At 62.9% G+C, this 22,230-nt stretch carries 20 protein-coding genes; 6 read left to right on the top strand and 14 right to left on the bottom strand.

Annotation, left to right across the window (positions count from 1 at the left end; all coding sequences use genetic code 11):
• Positions 1–62 precede the first annotated feature (62 nt).
• The 8 genes from EOB49_RS00685 to cpaB form a co-directional block, all read right to left on the bottom strand.
• Positions 63–884, bottom strand: coding sequence for a hypothetical protein (locus EOB49_RS00685; RefSeq protein ID WP_127379846.1), 822 nt, complete (start codon positions 882–884; stop codon positions 63–65).
• A gap of 134 nt (positions 885–1,018) precedes the next feature.
• On the bottom strand, positions 1,019–1,981 hold the full coding sequence (locus EOB49_RS00680) for a type II secretion system F family protein (RefSeq protein ID WP_127379845.1): 963 nt from the start codon (positions 1,979–1,981) through the stop codon (positions 1,019–1,021).
• Position 1,982: 1 nt separating this feature from the next.
• Positions 1,983–2,948 carry a type II secretion system F family protein gene (locus EOB49_RS00675; protein ID WP_127322802.1) on the bottom strand — a complete coding sequence of 322 codons (966 nt, stop codon included), beginning with the start codon at positions 2,946–2,948 and terminating at the stop codon, positions 1,983–1,985.
• 4 nt (positions 2,949–2,952) lie between these two features.
• Positions 2,953–4,374, bottom strand: a complete 1,422-nt coding sequence (locus tag EOB49_RS00670) for a CpaF family protein (RefSeq protein WP_127327446.1) — start codon at positions 4,372–4,374, stop codon at positions 2,953–2,955.
• A complete protein-coding gene (locus tag EOB49_RS00665) occupies positions 4,371–5,585 on the bottom strand; it encodes a CpaE family protein (RefSeq protein ID WP_127379844.1) in 1,215 nt (404 codons plus the stop codon). The genes EOB49_RS00670 and EOB49_RS00665 overlap by 4 nt, the downstream gene beginning before the upstream one ends.
• A gap of 49 nt (positions 5,586–5,634) precedes the next feature.
• Positions 5,635–5,904: a hypothetical protein gene (locus EOB49_RS00660; RefSeq protein ID WP_127379843.1), complete on the bottom strand. Its 270-nt coding sequence runs from the start codon at positions 5,902–5,904 to the stop codon at positions 5,635–5,637.
• A gap of 4 nt (positions 5,905–5,908) precedes the next feature.
• Positions 5,909–7,354, bottom strand: a complete 1,446-nt coding sequence (locus tag EOB49_RS00655; protein ID WP_127327448.1) for a type II and III secretion system protein family protein — start codon at positions 7,352–7,354, stop codon at positions 5,909–5,911.
• A gap of 30 nt (positions 7,355–7,384) precedes the next feature.
• Entirely contained in the window at positions 7,385–8,311 is a 927-nt protein-coding gene (cpaB, locus tag EOB49_RS00650; RefSeq protein ID WP_245472379.1) for a Flp pilus assembly protein CpaB, read from the bottom strand.
• A 237-nt stretch (positions 8,312–8,548) separates the two neighbouring features.
• On the opposite strand from cpaB, the gene parE reads away from it, so the two are divergent.
• Together parE and EOB49_RS00640 are read left to right on the top strand one after the other, a co-directional pair.
• Positions 8,549–10,603 (top strand): DNA topoisomerase IV subunit B, encoded by a 2,055-nt coding sequence (gene parE, locus EOB49_RS00645; protein WP_127270722.1) that lies wholly within the window; start codon positions 8,549–8,551, stop codon positions 10,601–10,603.
• 44 nt (positions 10,604–10,647) lie between these two features.
• The gene (locus tag EOB49_RS00640; protein ID WP_127379842.1) at positions 10,648–12,714 is read left to right on the top strand and encodes an FUSC family protein; all 2,067 of its coding nucleotides are present in this window, start codon (positions 10,648–10,650) and stop codon (positions 12,712–12,714) included.
• Here the strand turns inward: EOB49_RS00640 and EOB49_RS00635 are convergent.
• Positions 12,711–13,835 carry a DUF2336 domain-containing protein gene (locus tag EOB49_RS00635; RefSeq protein ID WP_127379841.1) on the bottom strand — a complete coding sequence of 375 codons (1,125 nt, stop codon included), beginning with the start codon at positions 13,833–13,835 and terminating at the stop codon, positions 12,711–12,713. The genes EOB49_RS00640 and EOB49_RS00635 overlap by 4 nt on opposite strands.
• A gap of 150 nt (positions 13,836–13,985) precedes the next feature.
• On the opposite strand from EOB49_RS00635, the gene EOB49_RS00630 reads away from it, so the two are divergent.
• Both EOB49_RS00630 and EOB49_RS00625 read left to right on the top strand, forming a co-directional pair.
• On the top strand, positions 13,986–14,438 hold the full coding sequence (locus EOB49_RS00630; protein ID WP_127379840.1) for a MaoC family dehydratase: 453 nt from the start codon (positions 13,986–13,988) through the stop codon (positions 14,436–14,438).
• A 3-nt stretch (positions 14,439–14,441) separates the two neighbouring features.
• Positions 14,442–15,323 (top strand): CoA ester lyase, encoded by an 882-nt coding sequence (locus EOB49_RS00625; RefSeq protein ID WP_127379839.1) that lies wholly within the window; start codon positions 14,442–14,444, stop codon positions 15,321–15,323.
• Positions 15,324–15,330: 7 nt separating this feature from the next.
• Here EOB49_RS00625 and EOB49_RS00620 read toward each other — a convergent pair whose 3' ends face one another.
• Positions 15,331–16,005 (bottom strand): isoprenylcysteine carboxylmethyltransferase family protein, encoded by a 675-nt coding sequence (locus tag EOB49_RS00620; RefSeq protein ID WP_127379838.1) that lies wholly within the window; start codon positions 16,003–16,005, stop codon positions 15,331–15,333.
• Between the two features lie 107 nt (positions 16,006–16,112).
• On the opposite strand from EOB49_RS00620, the gene EOB49_RS00615 reads away from it, so the two are divergent.
• Complete coding sequence (locus EOB49_RS00615; protein ID WP_127379837.1) at positions 16,113–16,844, top strand: TetR/AcrR family transcriptional regulator; 732 nt, start codon at positions 16,113–16,115, stop codon at positions 16,842–16,844.
• Here the strand turns inward: EOB49_RS00615 and EOB49_RS00610 are convergent.
• Together EOB49_RS00610 and EOB49_RS00605 are read right to left on the bottom strand one after the other, a co-directional pair.
• Positions 16,841–17,449, bottom strand: coding sequence for a flavin reductase family protein (locus EOB49_RS00610; RefSeq protein ID WP_024505354.1), 609 nt, complete (start codon positions 17,447–17,449; stop codon positions 16,841–16,843). The genes EOB49_RS00615 and EOB49_RS00610 overlap by 4 nt on opposite strands.
• The gene (locus EOB49_RS00605; RefSeq protein ID WP_127327453.1) at positions 17,450–18,034 is read right to left on the bottom strand and encodes a nitroreductase; all 585 of its coding nucleotides are present in this window, start codon (positions 18,032–18,034) and stop codon (positions 17,450–17,452) included.
• A gap of 152 nt (positions 18,035–18,186) precedes the next feature.
• On the opposite strand from EOB49_RS00605, the gene EOB49_RS00600 reads away from it, so the two are divergent.
• A complete protein-coding gene (locus tag EOB49_RS00600; RefSeq protein ID WP_127270173.1) occupies positions 18,187–19,149 on the top strand; it encodes a hypothetical protein in 963 nt (320 codons plus the stop codon).
• Between the two features lie 23 nt (positions 19,150–19,172).
• Here EOB49_RS00600 and EOB49_RS00595 read toward each other — a convergent pair whose 3' ends face one another.
• Together EOB49_RS00595 and thrS are read right to left on the bottom strand one after the other, a co-directional pair.
• Positions 19,173–20,111, bottom strand: coding sequence for a GNAT family N-acetyltransferase (locus EOB49_RS00595; RefSeq protein ID WP_127327454.1), 939 nt, complete (start codon positions 20,109–20,111; stop codon positions 19,173–19,175).
• A gap of 84 nt (positions 20,112–20,195) precedes the next feature.
• Positions 20,196–22,172, bottom strand: coding sequence for a threonine--tRNA ligase (gene thrS / locus EOB49_RS00590; protein ID WP_127379836.1), 1,977 nt, complete (start codon positions 22,170–22,172; stop codon positions 20,196–20,198).
• Between the last annotated feature and the right edge of the window lie 58 nt (positions 22,173–22,230).

Here is a 22,230-nt window from a genome sequence, read left to right as displayed (position 1 = left end):
ACCAGGCACCAGACGAAGACTTATTCCCAAGAGAATCCCGGCAGCAAGGTAGCGAGCGCCTTTCACGGCCCCATGACCTTGAGTACCTCGGGGACCGGATAGCGGCTGCCGTCGTAGCGCAGCCGATAGGTCCGGTTCATCGGCTTGCCGGGATGGGACTGGCACTCGCCATCCTTGTCGGGAGACGGATCATCGGTTTGCGTCCGCTCGAGCGCGACTATGTCGTGATAGCCGTGATGGCTCGTCGGGCTCATTGCCAGGCTGACCTCAGTCGAATGAAAGGATCCCGCGCAATTGGTGTCGCCCTCGCCGCCATTGCCGGCCACGACAAGGCCATCGAGCACCAGGCGCAGGGCATCGCCGGCTAGAACATAAAGCCGCAGGTCGGTTTCGCTGAAGGGGTTGGCTTGCGAATGGTTCGCGATTTCGATGCGCAGGCCGAGGGCCATGACCCCGGGCGCCAGCCTGTAGCGGCCGGTATCGAATTCGATCTTGCGGATGGCGATGGCATCATCGGCGATCAGCCCCGGCTGAAGCAGGCGCTGGCGCACCTGCAGGCTGTTCCTGTCGACGACCAGAAGCTCGATATCGCCGACATGGCCATCGTCGCTGGATTGGGCGCTGTCGATCAGCGGCACGGCTACCAACAGCAGGTCGTCATGGGCAGGCCAGATCTTGCAGCTCAACCCAAACGGCGTGTCGCCATCCGTCAGGGCGATGCTGAAATGGGGTTCGAGCGTGAACGAGGTGCCGTCGGCGCTCTTTCGAGCTTTGGGGTAGGCCTGCTGCACCAGGGCGGCGGCATCGCCGCAATCGTCGGCCACGGCCCAGGCGGGCGACAGGCTGGCTGCGGCAAGGCCGAGGAAGAGGGTGCGCAACAGCATGGACTTTTCACCTGCAAGGCCGAGTACGGTCATAACAATGGTTTGTCAGTCCCCTTGCTAGGGCTTTTGTGGGGCGCTCGCTAGAGCCGGACGATTTCAGGTCGAATCGAAGCCTCACAGTTTTCGGCATCATGCTAGTGCGCCGTCATTTTGACGATGACTGGAATGGCCGCGATCATCAGCACCACCGGCAGGATGCACACAACCACCGGCACCGACATCTTGGCCGGCAGAGCGTGCGCCTTTTCCTCGGCCAACGACATACGCTTGTGGCGCATGTCGTCGGAAAAAACGCGCAGCGCCCCCGACAGGCTGGTGCCGAGTTCCTTGGACTGCTGCAGCAGCGTGGCGAAGGAACGCACCTCGTCCAGGCTGAGGCGGTCGGCGAGCGCCTTCAGCGCATCGTCGAGGCTGCGCCCTGCCCTCAGTTCCAACGACACCAGCTGCAGGTTCTGGCTGAGCGCGGGGTAGGTCTTGGCGAGTTCCTTGGAGACGCGCTCTATGCCCGCCTCCATGCTCATGCCGGCATCCGAGCAGACAATCATAAGGTCCATGAAATCGGGAAAGCCGTTGCGGTACTCACGCCTGCGTTCCCGCACTTTCTGGCTCAACACCAGGCCGGGCAGGAAATAGCCGGCCGCTCCCGACAGGATGACGAATGTCCAGCGACTGGCCATCGTCGCGTCCGGGCTGGCCATCCATCGGTTGAGCACAAACACACCGATTGCCGTGCCGATCATCGCGCTGAACCGGATCAGGAAGAACGTGCCGACAGCGCGCGGCTCCATGTAGCCCGCCTGGATGAGCTTCATGCGCAGCCGGGCGACATTTTCCGGATCGCTCCTGGCGTAGAATTCCTGCGCCCGCTTCACCGCCTTCTCGCGCACGACGCCGGTATTCTTCTTCTGCACCGGCTCTGGTTTGGCGGCCACGGGACCGTTGTCGACCCTGAGCCGGCGCATGACCTCGTTGCGGTCGCCCTTCGCCATGACAACAGGCCAGGCAACAGCGGCAGCACCCGCCGCCAGCATCAGGATGGCCACCGGAATCAACGAGGTCGGTGCAAGCGAGGCGAGGAATTCGATGAAGCCCTGCATGTCAGAACTTGAAATTCGACATCTTGAACATCATCAGATTGCCCAGCATCAGCCAGGTGATAGACCCACCGAGCAGGTACCAGGTTTTCGCCTCGCCCCAGACGTCGCGGTAGAAGCCCGGCATCAGCGCCATAATGGCGGTGAACAGCAACGCCGGCACCGCTGTCAGGATGTAGGCCGACATCCGACCTTCTGTCGCAATGGCGCGCACCTTGCGGCGCAGCTTGCCGCGCTCGCGGATCGTCGTCGCCAGGCCGTCGAGGATCTCGCGCAGATTGCCGCCCGAACTGGTCTGGATCGAGACAGCGGTGACGAACAGCGGCAGATCCTCCTGGCCGACCCGGTCGAACAGCGAGTTCAACGCCGAAACCAGATCGGAGCCATAGGTCACCTCGTCGGCGATGACGCCGAACTCGGTGCCGATCGGGTCGGGCATCTCGCGCGCCACCATGGCGATCGCTACCGGCACCGGATGGCCGGCCTTCAGGCCACGCGTGATCAGTTCCAGCGCCTCCGGCAACTGCATGCCGAACCGCTTTACCCGGCGCTTGCGCTTGAAGCGCAGCGTGATCACTGGCAGCACCGGCACAAGCACCACAAACAGCACAAGCCCCATCAGCGGCGGCAAGCCATACCAGATGGCGACCAGGGTCATCGCCATCGCCATGCCGCAGGTGATCATCAGGAATTTCGACAGCGGCATGACCATGCCCGACTGGGTTCGCAAAGCGCGGAACCGATCCAGCGAAAACAGCGGCGTGCCCGCATCGAGGCCGCGTTCCTTGCGCAGTTGGACAAGCACCTGCTCCTGGCTGATCTTGCTTCCCTGCAGTTTCATGCGCCGGTTGATGGCGGTGCGTTTGTCGCTGCGGCCGGCGTAAAGCAGGTAGCAGGCCTCGGCGATCAGGATGCCGGTCAGCGCGGCCGCGGCATAAACGACATAGATCGCGCTCATTCCATCGAACACTTGGCTACTCCTGCGGCCGGCCGGGTTCGAAATATCGTCCAGGAAACTCGATGCCCATGGCGCGCAGATCCTCAAGGAAGCGCGGCCGGATGCCGGTCGCCTCGTAGTGCCCCAGAATCTTGCCGTCAGCCTCCATGCCGGTACGCACGAAGCGGAAGATCTCCTGCATCTGGATGACATCGCCTTCCATGCCGGTCACCTCGGCGACACTGGTCACCTTGCGCTTGCCGTCGGACAGGCGCGTCAGCTGAACGATCAGGTCGAGCGCGCTGGCGATCTGGCTGCGGATCGACTGCACCGTCATCGGCATGCCGGTCATGCCAAGCATCTGCTCGAGCCGCGAAATGGCGTCGCGAGGCGTGTTGGCATGGATGGTCGCCATCGACCCTTCGTGGCCGGTGTTCATCGCCTGCAGCATATCGAAAGCCTCCTCGCCGCGGCACTCGCCGAGAATGACGCGGTCGGGGCGCATGCGCAGTGCGTTCTTGACCAGGTCGCGCTGCTTCAGCTCGCCATGGCCTTCGATGTTGGCCGGCCGCGTTTCCATGCGCGCGACATGCGGCTGCTGCAGTTGGAGCTCGGCCGCGTCCTCGATGGTGATCAGCCGCTCGTCTTCCGGAATGAAGGCCGACAGCGCATTGAGCATGGTCGTCTTGCCGGTGCCGGTACCGCCCGAAATGATCGTCGTCTTGCGGGCATGCACGGCCGCCGCCAGCACTTCGGCCATGTTCTGGGTGATGGCGCCGAATTCGACCAGTTTGTGCAAGCCGAGCTTGTTCTTGGAAAATTTGCGAATCGACACCAGCGGCCCATCGACTGCAACCGGGCGGATGGCCGCGTTGAAACGCGAGCCGTCCAGCATGCGGGCATCGACCATCGGCTGCGATTCGTCGACGCGGCGACCGACCGCGGCGACGATCTTGTTGACGATGCGCAGGAGATGCGCCTCGTCCTTGAACGGAATGTGGACCGGCTGCAGCTTGCCCTTCTTTTCGACAAAGCAGTTCATATGGCCGTTGATCAGGATATCGTTGATGTCGGGGTCCTTGAGCAGCGGCTCGAGCGGACCGAGGCCGACCATCTCGTCGACGATGTCGTCGACCAGCGCGTCAAGCTCGACGGTGTTGATCGCCATCCGCTCCTGCTTGGTCTTTTCCGACACGAAATCATGCACTTGCCGGCGCATCTCATCCTTCGGCAAACGCTCCAGCGCGACAAGATTGATCTCTTCGAGCAGCAGCCGGTGGATACGCACGCGCGCATCGAGCACCTTGTTGGCATTCTTTGCCGGCGCTGTGTCCGGCTTTGCCGGCAAAGCCTTTCGGCTGGTCGGAATGACGACGGCATGATGGGCGACCGGCGTCGTCTCAGGCACGCGCTGCGGAAGCGCATCGCGGTTCTGCAGGGCGGAGAAGCGGCTGGTCATCCGGCTTTCCTCTTCAGCAATCCACGGCCGATGCCAAACAGCGAGCGCGATTTCGCCCGAGTTGGGACCGCTTCCTCCGGCAGGATGATCTTTTTCAGATCGTTGACGACATTGGCGTTGGGATCGATCTCGTGCAGCGGCACGCCGCGATCGACCGCTTCGCGCACCAGCCGGTAGTTGTTGGCGATGCCGCCGACGAAATGCTCGCCAAGAATTTCCTGAACGTCCGCCTGCTTGATGCCGTTGTCGAACATCTTCTGTTCGAAACGGTTGACGATGACGTTCGGCTTCACTTCCTTGCCGGCAGTCTCGTAGACCGCCTGGATCAGCCGCTGGGTGTGGCGCAGGCACGGCACCGTCATTTCCGCGACGATGTAGAGCTTGTTGGAACCGAGCAGCACGGTTTCCGTCCATGGAAACCAGGTGCGTGGCATGTCGATGACGACATTGTCGAAATACGCCGAAACGAGGTCCAGCATGCGCACCACGACATCGGTCTTGAACGAGCGCATCTCTGCTGGATGCGCCGGTGCCGCCAGCACGCACAGCCCGCTGGCATGCTTGGACAGCATCACGTCGAGCAGTTGCCGGTCGAGACGCTCGGGCTGGTTCTCGATCTCGGTGATGTCGAAACGCGGTTCGAGGTCGAGATATTCGGCACAGGCGCCCTGCTGGAAATTGAGATCGACGACGCAGGTCGACGCGCCGCGCGTCACCGAGTGATGCAGCTGGAAAGCGGTCTGCAGCGCCAGCGTGGTGGTGCCGACGCCGCCCGCGGCAGGCATGAAGGTGTAGATCTGTGATTCGGTGTTTTCCTCGCGCCCGGGTCCCTGCAGCGCCCGCACGACGGAGCGCACCAGATCGGCCGTGGTGATCGGCTTGACCAGGAAATCCGCGACCTTGAGCTGCACCAGAATGCGCACCGCGGCGGCGTTGAACTCCTGGGTGACGACGACGACCGGAACCTTGTCCTCCAGCCGGCGCATAATGCGCTGCAGCGACTCGACCTCCTCCAGCCTTGCCGCATCCATGTCGACGATGATGGCGCCGAAGTCGGCTTCCTGGATCTCGCCGCGCAACTCGGTGACGTTCTTCTCCACCGTCGAGAGCTGTATGATCTCGGAGGCGGAAAATGCGGTGCGCGTGTCCTGCGCAAATGTCCTGTCGGTCGATACGAGCAGGATCTTCCTGGTCTTGATGCCGTTTGCCATTCTGTCAGCCTGTCAGGTCGATCGACCGTTGGATCATTTGCCCGTGGGATCAATTGGTCGTGCTGGACTGCGACGCCTTGGCAGCGGCCGCCTGATCGGGTGTGACAGCCGCGGCACTGCCTCGTTGGGCCGGCACCAGGAGCCTGGTGTTCTGGACCCCGTATTTCCAGGGATCGACCATCTGCATGACGGTGTTGGCGGCCTGCGCATTTCCGGCGCCGGCCGTCGGCCCTTCGCTGCGCACATAGTCGTCGCTGGTGCAGCCGGCGGCAAAGCCGGTCAGCAGCAAGGCGACGCTCGATCCAAAGACCAGACGCATGGCTTCAATCCTTCGGCAGGTCGAGGAAATGCCCAGCCGAAGCGGCCGCTGCAGGTTGAGTGACGCGGCCGTCTGCCAGCGCCACGGTGCGACCGGCATCGGAATCCTTCACTTCCTCGGTGTTGTTGAGAAAATAGTCGGCGTTGCTGGCCGGCTGCGTGCCATCTGTCGGCTCGACGAGCTTCTTCGACGGATCGACCGGCTTGACCAGATAGGGCGTCACGATGATGACGAGGTCGGTCTCGCGCCGCTGATAGGATTTCGAGGAAAACAGCGCCCCAAGCACCGGCATCTTGCCGAGGCCGGGAATGCGCGACGTGGTGATGTCGTTTTGCGACTGCAGCAGTCCAGCGATCATGAAGCTCTGGCCGTTCTTCAGGTCGACCGACGTCCTGGCACGGCGCACGATGAAGCCGGGAACCGAGATGGTGCCGATATTGTAGGAGGCCGATGCGTCGATCGAGGAGACTTCCGGCGCAATATCAAGGCTGACCAGCCCGTCTTTCAGAACCGTAGGCGTAAAATCCAGGCTGACGCCGTATTTCTTGTAGCTGACCGAGATCTTGCCGTCGTCCTCGGAGACCGGGATCGGAAATTCGCCGCCGGCGAGAAAGCTCGCTGTCTGGCCAGAACGGGCGATCAGGTTAGGCTCGGCCAGCCGCCGCGCCAGGCCGCGCTCTTCTAGCGCCTTGATGGCGATATCGATCGACACGCCGTTCGACAAAAGCCTGCCGATGATCTCGCCGGTGCCGGCGGCCGGCACTGTACCCGGATCGATCGAGACATCGCGGCCACCGAGGCCGTAGGCAAAATTGGCGGCGTATTTGGCGCCCAGATCCTGACCCGCCTGGCGGTTGATCTCGACAAAGCGGACATTGAGCTGGACCTGCTGCGACGATGAGATGTTGACCGAGTTGATGACCTCCTCGGTGCCGGAAAAGCGCGTCGCGATCTTGTTTGCCTTTTCGGCGGCGACCGCGTCATCCGCCTCGCCCGACAGCACGACCCGGCCGTTGGCCGATCCGACCTTGATCCTGGCATCCGGCACGCTGGCCCGAATGGTGCTGGCCAGCTGGTCTGTGTCGAGCGTCACCTCGATGTCGACGGTGCCGACAAGCTGCTTCTTCTCATCGAACAGCGCAATGCCGGTAGTGCCGAGATTGTTGCCGAGCACGTAGAAGGATTTGTCGGTCAGCGGATTGACGTTGGCGATCTCCGGATCGCCGATGACGATCTGGTAGAAGGCGGCACTGGTCATGATCGTCTTCGGCTTGCCCTTGGCAACCTTGATCGACGCATTCTTGGTCGACGACACATAGACGATGTCGTTGTCAGCTCTCGCCGAGGCGCCGAAAGCCAGCATCGCGGCAGCAGCCAGCGAAGACGCGACAGCCACCGCACGCAAAATGCGCAACCGCCCCATGACCCGATATGTGAACAGCCCGAACATTGTCCCGTCCCTCACCCAGTCCCCACTGGCTTATTTCTGGTCCCGCGAAGGAACCTGGTATTCCTCGGCCTTCGTGCCGCGCGTGACGATGACCGTCTTGAACTTCGGTTTCTCCGGCTCCTTGGTGACGGCGTCGAACACCGAGCCGGCCGCGGCCTGCACATCCGAGGCGACCGATCCGCCGAAGGAGGAGATGGTGGTGACGCCGTTCTTGCCGTCACCGCCTTCGCTGGCGGATCGAAGCGACAGGGACAAGGTGCCGACGGTGCGGGCCAACGCCACTTTCTGCGCGCCGTCTGTCGTCACCTCGATAGTCACCGAATTGGAAATCTGCGGCGTCGTCTGGCGCTCGTCGGCGCCCTGCCCGACGCTCAGCACCTTGGCATCGGCGACGACGATCTCGGAGGTGATGGTCGAACCGGCGGCCCCTTGCGCATTCTTGGCCACTTCCTGAATTTCGCCGGCATCGCGCGTCAGCACCACGTCAACGCGGTCACCGGGCGTGACGAAGCCGCCGACGCCGGCTATCTCGTCGGTGCGGATGGTGACCGCCCGCATTCCGGGCGTCATCATGTTGGAAAGCGTCGCGCGGCCATTTGGCCCAGACAGCTTGGTCAGCAGCACCGGTTCGTTGACCTCGATAGGCGACAGCACCACGCGAGTGCCGTCGGCGAGCAAGGCATTGATGGTGGTGAAGGCGCCCTGCGGCACGGCCTCTTGCGACCACGGGATTTCGCTGAGCTGCGCGCGGTCGAGCGCCATGCCGTAGCGCAATGGGGCATTCGCCACCACGATGGTCTTGAACTCGACCTTCGGCACAACAAGTGCCGGGATCGACGACGTCTTCTCTTCGGAATCCGCCTTGGCCTGGCTTTTGACCCAGAAATCCGCGGCAAAGATCGAGATCGCCCCGAAAACGGCGGCGATGCCGATCATCGATATGGCCTTGCCCCTCACGCCTAAACCCCTGATATCAGCAGTTTCTTGTTTTGTTGGGCTCACGCTAGGCCGCATTGTTAAAGAATCAGGAATCTTGCGCGGCGGCATCGGACCTATTTCCGCCAGCTTGGTTATCGAATGGTTTTGGGTTAAGAGGGATCAGATCCCCGAACGGAACAGGAACCTCGGTCGCTTGGCGCTGAAAAGCGTGGCAGTATCGCGAGGTGATTCGCAGCACCGGACCCTATGGCAGGCATGGACGACAACAACGATCTCTTCGGCAATATGGACAAGCAGCCGCAGCCGGTTCGCACACCGGCGCGCCCGGCGGATCCGCTGGTGCAGGCCACCAAGCGTCCTGCCTCAATCAAGGATGGCAGCGAGGGCTATAGCGCTGCCGACATCGAGGTGCTGGAAGGGCTGGAGCCGGTGCGCCGCCGGCCAGGCATGTATATCGGCGGCACCGACGACAAGGCGATGCACCATCTGTTCGCCGAGGTCATCGACAATTCGATGGACGAGGCGGTAGCCGGCCATGCCACCTTCATCGATGTCGAGCTCTCGGCCGACGGCTATCTCGCCGTGACCGACAATGGCCGCGGCATCCCGATCGATCCGCACCCGAAGTTCAAGAAGCCGGCGCTCGAAGTGATCATGACGACGCTGCATTCGGGCGGCAAGTTCGACTCCAAGGTTTACGAGACATCAGGCGGCCTGCATGGCGTCGGCGTGTCCGTGGTCAACGCGCTGTCGGACCATCTCGAGGTCGAGGTCGCGCGGGGACGGCAACTGTATCGACAAAAATTCTCGCGCGGCGTTCCCGTGACCGGCCTGGAGCAACTGGGCGAAATCCACAACCGGCGCGGCACAAAGATCCGATTCCACCCCGACGAGCAGATTTTCGGCAAGGGCGCTGCGTTCGAACCGGCGCGGCTCTACCGCATGACGCGCTCGAAAGCCTATTTGTTCGGTGGTGTCGAGATCCGCTGGACCTGCGATCCGTCGCTGATCAAGGAAAAAGATCAGACACCGGCCAAGGCTGAATTCCATTTTCCCGGCGGCCTGAAGGATTATCTCAAGGCATCGCTCGGCGACGACTTCCAGGTGACTCGCGAAATCTTCGCCGGCAAGAGCGAGAAACAAGGCGGCCATGGCTCGCTCGAATGGGCGGTGACCTGGTTCGGCGGCGACGGCTTCATCAATTCCTACTGCAACACCATCCCGACCGGCGAAGGCGGCACCCACGAAGCCGGCTTCCGCAACGTGCTGACGCGGGGCCTGCGCGCCTATGCCGATCTCGTCGGCAACAAGCGCGCCTCGATCGTGACCTCGGAAGACGTCATGATCTCGGCGGCGGGCATGCTGTCGGTGTTCATCCGCGAGCCGGAATTCGTCGGCCAGACCAAGGACAGGCTGGCGACGATCGAGGCAATTCGAATTGTCGAGACCGCGATCCGCGATCCGTTCGACCATTGGCTGGCCGACAATCCGCAGGAAGCCTCGAAGCTGCTCGAATGGGTGATCGCGCGCGCCGACGAGAGGGTGCGCCGACGGCAGGAAAAAGAGGTGTCGCGCAAGAGCGCGGTGCGCAAACTGCGGCTGCCGGGCAAGCTCGCCGATTGCACGCAGAATGCCGCGGCCGGCGCTGAACTGTTCATCGTCGAAGGTGACTCGGCCGGCGGCTCGGCCAAGCAGGCGCGCGACCGTGCCAGCCAGGCCGTCCTGCCGCTGCGCGGAAAAATCCTCAACGTCGCCAGCGCCGGCAACGACAAGCTCGCCGGCAACCAACAGATTTCGGACCTGATCCAGGCGCTCGGCTGCGGTACGCGTTCGAAGTACCGCGATGAGGATCTGCGCTACGACCGCGTGATCATCATGACCGACGCTGATGTCGACGGCGCCCATATCGCCTCGCTGCTGATCACCTTCTTCTACCAGGAGATGCCGGCGCTGGTGCGTGGTGGCCACCTCTATCTGGCGGTGCCGCCGCTTTACTCGATCAGGCAAGGCGGCAAGGTCGCCTATGCCCGGGATGACGCGCACAAGGACGAGCTCCTGCGCACCGAATTCACCGGGCGCGGCAAGGTCGAACTCGGCCGCTTCAAGGGCCTGGGCGAGATGATGGCGGCCCAGCTCAAGGAAACCACCATGGATCCGAGGAAGCGCACGCTGCTCAGGATCGACGTGATCGACGCCGAGGCGGCGACCAAGGACGCCGTCGATGCGTTGATGGGCACCAAGCCGGAAGCCCGCTTCCGCTTCATCCAGGAACGCGCCGAATTCGCCGAGACGGAAGTGCTGGATATCTAGCCATCAGCCGGTTTAGCTTGCGCTTCTGATATGGAGACCAGCGTGTGATTGCGGCACGGCTGAAAGGCTATTTCGAAACCAGTTTGGCCGACCTGACGCAACCGACGCGGTCGGATTGGATTTTCGCGCTTCGCACCGTTTCAGCCGGGCTGATCGCACTGCTGGCCGCCTACGCCCTAAAACTCGACCACCCGCAATGGGCCATGATGACGGTGTTCATCGTCGCCCAGCCGGTTGCCGGCATGGTGCTGGCGAAGGGCTTCTACCGGCTGCTCGGCACGCTGGTCGGCGGCGTCGCGGCGATCGGCATCACCACCGTATTCGGCACCAACCCCTGGGTGCTGGTGACGGTGCTTGCCGTCTGGATCGGCATCTGCACCTTCGTCTCGTCGCTGCTGCGCAATCCGGAAGCCTATGGCGCCGCGCTCGCCGGCTACACCGCAATGATCATCGGCCTGCCCGCCTTCGGACAACCGCATCTCGTCGTCGACCTCGCGGTCGCGCGATGTGCCGAGATCGTGCTTGGCATTGTCTGCGCCGGCCTGACCAGCCGCCTGATCCTGCCAAAACTGGCCAGCGACGCCATCGTCTCGCGCCTGAAACGCTGTATCCTTGATCTTGCCACCTATGCCGGCGGTGCGTTCTCCGGCGGCGACCCGGCAACGCTGTCCACGCTGCACCGAAAGCTGATCACTGATGCCCAGACGCTCGGCGAGATGCGCGCCTATGCCAGGCTCGAGGCGCCGAGCTTCGCGCCGCGCGCCCATCCAGTCCGTCGCACCATCGGACAGCTGCTCTCGGCCCTGTCGGCGGCACGCGCGCTGCATTCGCACGCCGCCCCGAAGAATGCGGCGCTCATCCCGGTGCGCTCGGAACTGCAGTCGCTGGTCAGCGAGCTGGCGACCAAGCCCGGCGCGCTGGACGATACGGCGCTGTGGGTGGCTCGGCTCGATGCGATTTCCGGAAACGCCCGGCAAATGCCAGATGCCTCGACCGACCAGGGCGACGACAGGGTCGGCACCATCACCCGCCTGACCATCGCCGCCGATTTCGCCGAGGCGCTCAAGCAGGTGCTGCGCGGCCTCGACGCCCTGCGCGCGCCTGCCACGCGCCTGGCCAGGGGCAGCAGGCAGCCTGCGCTGGTGGTGCATCGCGATTACGCCGGCGCATCGCGTAACGCCTTGCGCGCTGCCCTTGCCACGCTGCTGGTCGCGGCCTTCTGGTTGACGACGAAATGGTCGGAAGCGGCCGGTACGGTCATCCTCGTTGCTGTCGTATCGAGCCTGTTTGCTGCTCGCCCCGACCCTGTGCAGGTCGCCTGGGGTTTCTTCAAGGGAACGCTGCTCGCTTTGCCCTTTGCCTTTCTCGTCGGCCAGATCGCGCTGCCCGCTTTGCCGGGCTTCGGCTGGTTCATGCTGTTTGTCGTGCCCATCCTTGTACCGACGGCGCTGGTCATGGCCAATCCACGCTATGTCGGCGTGGCGACGGCCTTCGCCATCAACTTCCTCGCCTTCCTGAGCCCGCACCAGGCGATGACCTACGATCCCGTACCCTTCTTCGCCGGGTCGGCGTCGATCCTGGTCGGCATCCTGCTGGCGATCGGTGTCTTCATCGTCGTGCTGCCAGCCGATCCGTGGCTCGCGGCCAACCGCATCGTGCGCGCCATGCGCGAGGATTTGGCGCGGCTTTGCCTGCATGAGCGGGTGCCGAGGCGGTCGGCCTTCGAGAGCCTCGCCTACGACCGCATCAACCAGCTGATGCCGCTAGTGCAGAATGCCGGTCAGAAGGGCGATGCGGTTCTGGGCGGCGGAGTCGCCGCCGTCACCGTCGGCCTGGAGGTCCTTCGGCTGCGCGATGCAAGCCAAAGCCATGCCATTCCATCCGAGACCGCGCTTTCGATCGCCAACTTCCTGAGGGGACTGGCGCGCGAACTGCTTTTCCGCGCCCCCGGCGATCCACAGACCTCGACCGTCGCCGTCGCCCGGCAGTACGCAGCGAACATCGCCGAGCGAAACGGCACCGGCGAATTGCTGCAAATCGCAGCATCGCTGCGCATCATCGCCGCGGCGATGGAGGATTTCCCGGACTTTTTCGCGAGGGATAAAGGCTAAGCGGCAGCGATCGCCAGCGCGTGATCCCGCGCGTTCTCGCGCAGCGCGTCGAGATGGATTGACTTGACCAGTGTGGCAAGATCGCCTTCCGCGGACTGCCCGCCCACCTCCTTGAGCATCAGCCAGCTGACCTCTTGCACACCGGCGACGCGCTTGCCGTTGGCGACCTCGCGCCAGATCTTCAGCGCACGCAGGATGATGGCATGGGTGACTGCGGCAAGTCCTGCGCTGCGGAACAGCGCCTGCAAGGCGACATCGTGCCCGCCGGCAAGCAGCGCCCTTACCCTTTGTTCGGACTGCTGGCTGAGCGCGACCAGCGCCGAGCCGAAGAAATCGACCTTGCCATGCGCGATGGTGCGGATCAGAAAGCTCGCGGTAAGGTCGCCGCGCAGCCTGAGATGCTCGATCAGCGCCGCATGTTCTTCCTGGCGCGTGCCCTCGATCAGCGTCACCGAGGCCTTGACGCAGGCGTCGCGCATGACGCGGTCGGCTCGCGCCGCGCCCATCATCGCCATCACCAGTGGCGACGTTTTCAACATTTCGCCGAGCTTGACGAGCAGCATATGCCGACAGTCGGCCGGCAGCCTGATATCCGATATCAGCGCCTCACGCACCAGCGGCAGGTGCCCATGCCGTTCCGCCATGCGGCGGAAGCTGAGCGAGGCGATGTCGGCGCCGCTGTTGGCGAGCAGCACGGCGCAGGCGTCCGCCTCGCCGATCTCGGCGATGGCCGCCGACAGCGCCATCGAGACGACTGGCCGGTCGGCGATCAATTTCTGTGTCGCCTTCGGACTTGAAGCCACGCGGTTGATCAGGTCGGCGTCGGTGAGCATCGGCGAGCGGGCCAGCACCACGCCGGCGACTTCCGGCTGGTCGGAGGCCAGCACGCTGATGATCTGCATTGGCGCGTGGTGGCTCATCGACAGCGCCTCGGCCATCGCCAGCCGCACCTTCGACGAGGCATCGTCGAGCAAAAGCGTCAGCGCCGCCTCGGCGGCGCAACGGTCCTCGAAAGGCAATTCGGAATTGATATAGGCCCGGGCCAGAGCGCTCGCCGCCGCGGCACGCTCCGACACCCTGGCCGTGTAGATCCATTTCAGGAAATGCGAAACAACAACCATGCCCGCCTGCTTACGCCCCTTGTCAGAAGCTTCTGACCCCACTGACGACCGTAGGCAGAATTGGTTTACGAACCGTTCACCATGTTCATTAACTGGCTTGCGAGGCTGATTTGCAGCGCCTATCACCGTCAAGCACCTGAGGAGAAAGAAATGGGCGGGCTTTATCTCGAAGAGTTCGTTGTCGGCCATGTCTTCCAGCACACGCTGCGCAAGACCGTTACCGAAAGCGACAACATGCTGTTTTCGGTAATGACGCTGAACCCGCAGCCGCTGCATATCGACTTCGATTTCGCCGCCAAGAGCGAATGGGGCAAGCCGCTGGTCAACTCGCTGTTCACGCTCGGCTTGATGATCGGCATTTCGGTCAATGACATCACAGTCGGCACTACGGTCGCCAATCTCGGCATGAAGGAGACCGTGTTTCCGCATCCGGTCTTCCATGGCGACACCATCCGGGTCGAGACGACAGTCATCTCGGTGCGCGAATCCAGGTCGAAACCCGATCGCGGCATCGTCGAATTCGAGCATCGCGCCTACAACCAGCATGGCGATCTCGTCGCCAAATGCACCAGGCAAGCGATGATGCTGAAGAAGGCGATCTGACGCATGCGTTCGCTGCTGTTCGTCCCTGGCGATTCCCAGAGGAAACTGGAAAAAAGTTTTGGTGCCGGCGCCGACGTGATCATCGTCGACCTCGAAGATTCCGTGGCGCCGCACAACAAGGCGCTGGCGCGCGAGGTGGCGGCGCGCTTCATCCTGGAACGCAGGGCGCAAACCAGTTCAGCCATCTATGTCAGGGTCAATGACCTCACGACCGGCCTGACGGATGACGATCTGGCGGCGTTGGTGCCGGCACGACCCGACGGCATCATGCTGCCCAAGTCGAACAGCGGCCAGGATGTGCAGCATCTGTCGGCAAAGCTCAGGGTGCGCGAGGCCGAAAATGGCTTGGCCGACGGCGCGATCAAGATCCTGCCGATCATCACCGAAACGCCGGCAGGCGTGCTGGCGGCGGCGACCTATGCCGGGACAAGTGCGCGGCTTGCCGGCCTCACCTGGGGCGCTGAAGACCTGTCGGCGGCGATCGGCGCGCGCAGCGTCCGCGACGAGCATGGCCGCTACACGGACGTGCTCCGCCACGCTCGCACCATGACCATACTTGCCGCCGGTGCGGCGGAGGTCGCGGCGATCGACACCGTCTTCCCGAATTTTCGCGACATAGCGGCTTTCGAAGTGGAATGCACGGAGGCCGAGCGCGATGGCTTCACCGGCAAAATGGCGATCCATCCCGATCAGGTGCCGGTCATCAACGCCGCCTTCACGCCGTCGGCCGAGGCCGTGAGACAATCGGCAGCAATCGTCGCCGCGTTCGCGGCAGCGGGAAATCCCGGCGTCGTCGGCATTGACGGCAAGATGTTCGATCGACCGCATCTGCGGCTAGCCGAGCGGCTTCTGGCGCGGGCAAAGGCGGCAGGTGTTTCCGCCTGAGCGCCTGCTACCAAACCAATGGGATCAGGCGGTAACGGACCCGGGCCACATAGTCGTCATAGCCGCGCAGGCCGGTGCGAAGCGTCTTCTCTTCAATGAAGGTGCGGATGGCCAGGAGAACGACGATCACGAGTACCGACGCCAGCCCCCACCAGGAACCAAGCAGAAGTGCAGTGCCGGCGAAGAAAAGGATGGCGCCGGCGTACATCGGATGGCGGACGTAGCTGTAAGGCCCCGTGGAGATCACACGTTGTCCGCGTTCATCCTGGATCTTCACCACGGGCGCCGCGAAACTGTTCTCCAGCATCGTCAGATAGCAGATCCAGATTCCGAGCAGCAGGACGAGCACGCCGACCACCTGCACCCAGACGGGAACCACGGACCAGCCGAAACGGACGTCGAACCCCATGAATATCTGCGAACCAAAGATGGCGAACAGTAGTATGGACAGCAGGACCTTGTCGGCCGTGTCCTGATTCTTCTGGATAGGAGAACTCAACCGCTCATTCATCAGGCCGGGATCGCGCCTTGCCAGCGCCACGCCCAAGGTGAGACTGAGCCCCACCATCCCCACCAGATAGACCCAGGCCCCCGGCCAGCGCAGCGTGCCGGCCGACAGGAAGAGCAAGGCGCCCATGGCGCCAAACCAGACGAATGTTTGGAGGACCAATTTCGCGATCATGATCGACCTTTCATGATATCCGCTCACTGCACTGGCAATTTCAGACCATTGGTCTACCATACCGACCATCGGTCTGTAATTCAAGCGAACTGTGCAGAAGGTTCATCATGCCCCGTGTCATCAAGCATCCAGAGTTCAGGCGAGAAGAGCTTCTGGACCATGCCCAGACCCTTTTCCTGACGCAGGGCTATGACAAAGCGAGCCTCAACGACGTGATTGCGTCCGCCGGCGTCTCGAAGGGCGCCTTCTATCACTACTTCCCCTCCAAGGAGGCTCTTCTGGAAGCATTGGCCGATCGCTTTGCAAGACAGGCACTGGCTGGGGTGCAAGACATAATCGACGATCCGGACCTAGACCCGCTTGGCCGCCTGAATGGCCTGCTCAGCCAGTCGCGGCGGGCAAAGATCGAGACCGCGCCCGAAGCTTGGACTCTTTTCGAGACGATGTTTCGGCCTGAGAATCTGGTGCTTTTCCACCGTATCAATCTGGCCGCCAGCGCGTCGTTTTCACCTCTGCTGGTCAAGATCATCAGGCAAGGGATCGAAGACGGCACTTTCAGGACCTTCGATCCGGAAGGTGTTGCCGACATCGTCATGCAGTTCGGCATGGCCACGCATGACGTCGTTGCCAAGGCAATTGCCGGCGGCAGCGACGCCGACATGGAGATCGCGATCGAGGCCCTGGAGAAACGCGTCAGGCTCTACGAGATCGCTCTCGACCGCATACTGGGCCTGCCCGATGGAAGCATCCGGATCGGCGAGCCCGGCTATGTGCGCACCGTCATGACGGCCAGGCGGCGAAAGAGTGCCGGCAAGGCGCTGGCCAAGCCTGATATCTAGTCCTTGTCCCAGCGCGGCCGGCGCATCGAAAACACCTCGTCGACGCTGGCATAATCCATATAGCCGAGACGGGCGACATTGCCGGCCTTGGTGATGTCGAACAGGCCGTCTGTCAGGAAGGCGTCGTCGATGTGCACGCCGACCACTTCACCGGCAACAATCACAGCGCTTGTCGGCGATCCGTCCAGCGCCTTTGGCCGAAAGACTTCCGTCACCCGGCATTCGAGCGCGGCCGGCGCTGCCGCCACGCGCGGCGGCGCCACCAGCCGAGACGGCGCCATGGCAAGATCGGCATAGACGAACTCGTTGACGCCGCGCGGAGCATTGACCGATGTGCGGTTCATCTTCTCCGCGAGATCGCGGCTGACGAGATTGGCGACGAACTCGCCGGTTTCCTGGGCGAAGGAGGCGCTGTCCTTCTCGCCTTCGGAGGAGAACCAGACGATGAAAGGCCGCGTAGAAACGGCATTGAAGAAGGAGTATGGCGCGAGGTTGATCTCACCAGCCCTGTTCAGTGTCGAAATCCAGCCGATCGGACGCGGCGCCACGATCGCCTTCGAAGGGTCATGCGGCAGGCCGTGGCCCTTTGAGGGTTCGTAGAACATTCAGCCCGCCCACGGCCCCGAATAGTCACTGTACAGCTTTGCCGGATCGGGCCGGGGCCGCTCCGGTGCCGGGCCGGCATAGGAGCCGATATGGATGAAGCCGATGACCCGCTCCTGCGGCGCCAGCCCCAGCAGCGCCCTGCCCTCCGGCACATCCGAATACCAGTTGCTGATCATGTTGGTGCCATAGCCCAGCGCATTCGCTGCTATCATCAGGTTCATCGCCGCCATGCCGCCCGACAGGAACATTTCCCATTGCGGGATTTTTGGATTGTCCCTGGGGATCGAAACGACGCCGATCACCAGTGGCGCGCGCGAGAATCGCGCCAGTTCCTGGTTGCGGCGGCCTTCGGACAAGGGACCTTCCCGGTGCTCTGCAAGCGCTGCCAGTTGCCTGCCGATCTCGACGCGGGCGTCGCCACGGTAGAGGATGAAGCGCCAGGGCTCCAACCGGCCATGGTCAGGCACCCGCGAGGCAGCAGTGATCATCGTCGCGATCTCCGCATCGCTCGGCGCCGGCTCCTTCAGATCGGGGATCGGTGCGGAGTTTCGGGTGAGCAGGAAGTCGATGATCGGCGACGCCATGGGCGCAAGTCTCCTGGACATTCTGTTTTGAGCTGAAGCGCGCCATCGGGAATTCGGGCGGCTCGGGCATTGGCGCGGGATACGCCGGAGGGAAGAGTCGTTTCAACTCTTAAGCCTTGAAATTGCCACCGCCATGGGCTTCAACGCAAGGCATGTTTGAGGGGACTGTCCGTCTTTTCCTGGTCTGGCTCGGCGCGCTGATATTCATGGCGCCGGTTTCGCTTGCCGTGGCGCAGAACGTCGACGGTGTCACCGACCTGAAGCTTCCGGGAATTTCGAGCTACGCGACGCCGAAAGGCGAGACGTCACTGGCGCTGAGCGGCGGCGGCGCCATCACATTGTCCGCCCAACTGACCGACAAGGGTTCCGACATCACGCGCGGCATCGTCTGGCGGGTTTTCAAGCCCGAAGCCGTCAACGGCAAATTGCCGATGGTTGCCTCCTCCCATGGCGGCACCGCCGTCTTCCAGCTCGAACCCGGCAGCTATCTGGTTCACGCCTCCTACGGCCGGGCCGGCGCCACCAAGCGCATCACTGTCGGCAAGGACGCCAAGCGCGAAAGTCTCGTGCTCGACGCCGGCGGCCTCAAGCTCGACGCAGTGCTGTCCGGCGGCGTGCGCATTCCACCAAAGAAGCTGCGATTTTCGATCTACGAAGGCACCGCCGAGGCCAATGGCGACCGCGCGCTGATCATTCCCGATGTCGAGCCCAACAGCGTCGTGCGGCTCAACGCCGGCATCTACCATGTCGTCTCGACCTATGGCGCGGTCAACGCGGTCATCCGCTCCGACATCCGTGTCGAGGCCGGCAAGCTGACCGAAGCCACCGTCGAGCACCACGCCGCCGAGATCACCATGAAGCTGGTGCGCGAAACCGGTGGCGAGGCAATCGCCGATACGTCCTGGTCGCTGCTCAATGAATCGGGCGATCCGATCAAGGAAACCGTCGGCGCCTTCGCCTCGATGGTGCTGGCCGAGGGCGACTACACCATCATCGCCAAGAACCGCGACCGCATCTATCAGAAGGATTTTACGGTCGTGGCCGGGCAGAACCAGGAGATCGAGGTTCTGGCCACCGAGGCCGCGGCGATGGATCCCGAAGAAGGCGCGGACTAACCTTCCGCGGCAGGTTTCCTGGTTCAGGCTGCCATCTTGGTCCGCGCTGGCAGGAACGGAATCCGGCGGCGCGCCACGATTGGCGCCAGATCGAACACGCCGCGATACAGCCGGTCGAGCAATGCCTTGCGGTCGCGCAACGGCTCCAGCTCGCTCCAGCTCAGCACATCGCCGACGCGCACGTCTATCGCCTTGCCGGACAGCCGCGCGAATTCGTGGATGAGCAGCGACGTGCGCAGCGTCAGCGAGGCCTTGCCGACGAATTTCGCCACCCGGCCGTCGCGCTCGGCCATGTTCATCGGCCCGCTGACCAGATGGAACAGCCTGCCGTTCTGCCCGGAAAAATGCATCGGGATGACCGACGCCCTGGCGTCCTGGACGAGACGGGCGGGAAACATCTTCCACGGCAAGTCGCGTGCCTGACCGAAGCCCTTCGGCGCGGTGGCGACACCGCCGGCCGGAAACACCACGATGGTGACGCCTTCCTTCAACAGCCGCACCGCCTCATGGCGCACGGCCATGTTGTTCTTCAGCGCGTCCTTGGTCTCGGAAAAGTCGATTGGCAGCGAGTAAGGCTCCATCTCGCGGATCTTGAGCAGGTCCTTGTGAATCATTACCCGGAACGGGCGTCCGAGCTGCTCGACCAACGACAGCACGGCAATGCCGTCACCAATGCCGAACGGATGATTGGCGACGATCACCAGCGGCGTGTTCGGCAACTGTGCCGGCGGCCACTGATCCGATGTCCGCACGCGGACGTCGATCAGTTCGAGCATACGGCTGAACACGCGTTCGCCTGTCGGCACGACCTGGCGGCGCCAGAAATCATAAAGTGCTGTGTAGCGGTCGCGGCCCGACAGGCCTTCAACCGAATGAATGAACCAGCGTGTCAGCGCCGGCTGGCGCGGATTGGCATAGGAAAGCTCGGGAAAGGGTCGTTCGCGCAATTTCAACTTGAGCATAAGGGCTGGTTACAAGGTCGGCGTGACAGGGATATGAAAATGGCGGTGGATCGCTCCACCGCCATTTGGTCGAAACTATGCCAATCAAGCCGCGCGTTTGCGCCGGCGGTCGGGTGTAACAGCTTCTTCGGCCAATTGCGCGACCGCCTGGTCAAGGCCAAGCGATTCCTGGTCGCGTGAGCCCAACCGGCGCATGTTGACGGTCTTCTCTTCGGCCTCGCGCTTGCCGCAGACGAGGATGACCGGAACCTTGGCCAGCGAGTGCTCGCGGACCTTGTAGTTGATCTTCTCGTTACGCAGATCCGCTTCCGCCAACAGCCCTGCGGCCTTCAGCTTTGCCACCACCTCGGTCGCATAGCCGTCGGCGTCAGACGTGATCGTCGCCACCACCACCTGCAGCGGCGCGAACCACAGCGGGAAGTGGCCGGAATAGTTCTCGATCAGGATGCCGAGGAAGCGCTCCATCGAGCCGCAGATGGCGCGGTGCACCATCACAGGCTGCTTCTTCTCGGAATCGGAGCCGATATAGAAGGCGCCGAACCGTTCCGGCAGGTTGAAGTCGACCTGCGTCGTGCCGCACTGCCATTCGCGGCCGATGGCATCCTTGAGCACATATTCGAATTTCGGTCCGTAGAAGGCGCCCTCGCCCGGATTGATGGAGGTCTTGATGCGATTGCCGGACCGTGTCCTGATCGTCTCCAGCACGCTCCCCATGATCGCCTCGGCATGATCCCAGGCTTCGTCGGTGCCGACGCGTTTGTCGGGCCGCGTCGACAGCTTCACGCTGATTTCGTCAAAACCGAAATCAGCATAGGTCGACAGGATCAAATCGTTGATGCGCAGGCACTCCGCGGCCAGCTGCTCCTCGGTGCAGAAGATGTGCGCATCATCTTGCGTGAAGCCGCGCACACGCATCAGCCCGTGCAGTGCGCCCGACGGCTCGTAGCGGTGCACATTGCCGAATTCCGCAAGCTTCACGGGTAGATCGCGATATGACTTCAACCCATGCTTGAAAATCTGCACATGGCCCGGACAGTTCATCGGCTTCAACGCGAAGACCCGGTCGTCATCGGTGTCGTCGCCGGCGACCGTCACCTTGAACATGGCGTCGCGATACCAGCCCCAGTGGCCTGACGTCTCCCACAGGCTCTTGTCGAGAACCTGCGGCGCGTTGACCTCCTGATAGCCTTGCTCGTCGAGGCGGCGGCGCATGTAGTTGACCAGGTTCTGGAACATCTTCCAGCCCTTAGCATGCCAGAAGACGACGCCCGGTCCCTCTTCCTGGAAATGGAACAGGTCCATCTCGCGGCCGATCTTCCTATGGTCGCGCTTCTCGGCCTCCTCCAGCATCATCTGGTAGGCTTCGAGCTGCGCCTGATCAGCCCAGGCCGTGCCGTAGATGCGGGTCAGCATCGGGTTGTTCGAATCACCGCGCCAATAGGCGCCGGCCACCTTCATCAGTTTGAAGGCATTGCCGATCTGCCCGGTCGAGGCCATGTGCGGGCCACGGCAGAGGTCGAACCAGTCGCCCTGCGCGTAGATCTTGAGATCCTGATCCTCGGGAATGGCGTCGATCAACTCCAGCTTGTAGCGTTCGCCCTTGTCGGCAAACACTTTTTTTGCCTTGTCGCGCGACCAGACTTCCCTGGTGAACGGCTTGTTGCGCGCGATGATCTCGCGCATCTTCTTCTCGATCACCGGAAAATCGTCGGGCGTGAACGGCTCGTTGCGGGCGAAGTCGTAATAGAAGCCGTTCTCGATCACCGGCCCGATGGTCACCTGCGTTCCCGGCCATATCTCCTGCACGGCTTCCGCCAGCACATGGGCCGCGTCGTGGCGGATCAGCTCCAGCGCGCGCGGGTCGTCGCGGGTGACGATCTCGACCTTGCCGGACTTGCCGAGCGGATCGCTGAGATCGCGAACCGTGCCGTCGATCGCATAGGCGACCGCCTTCTTTGCCAGCGATTTCGAGATCGATTCGGCGAGGCCAGCACCGGTCATCGCCGCGTCGTATTCGCGGACGGAGCCATCGGGAAATGTCAGAGAAACGGAATTCAGCATATATATCTCCTATCCAGTCCCGCAAACGAGCGCGGGTGGTTGAAATGCATGTCGCCCA

The organism is Mesorhizobium sp. M7A.F.Ca.MR.148.00.0.0 (assembly GCF_003997735.1).
Taxonomy (GTDB): domain Bacteria; phylum Pseudomonadota; class Alphaproteobacteria; order Rhizobiales; family Rhizobiaceae; genus Mesorhizobium.
The sequence above is the reverse complement of the archived record's forward strand: the minus strand, read 5'-3'. Positions and strand labels throughout refer to the sequence as shown.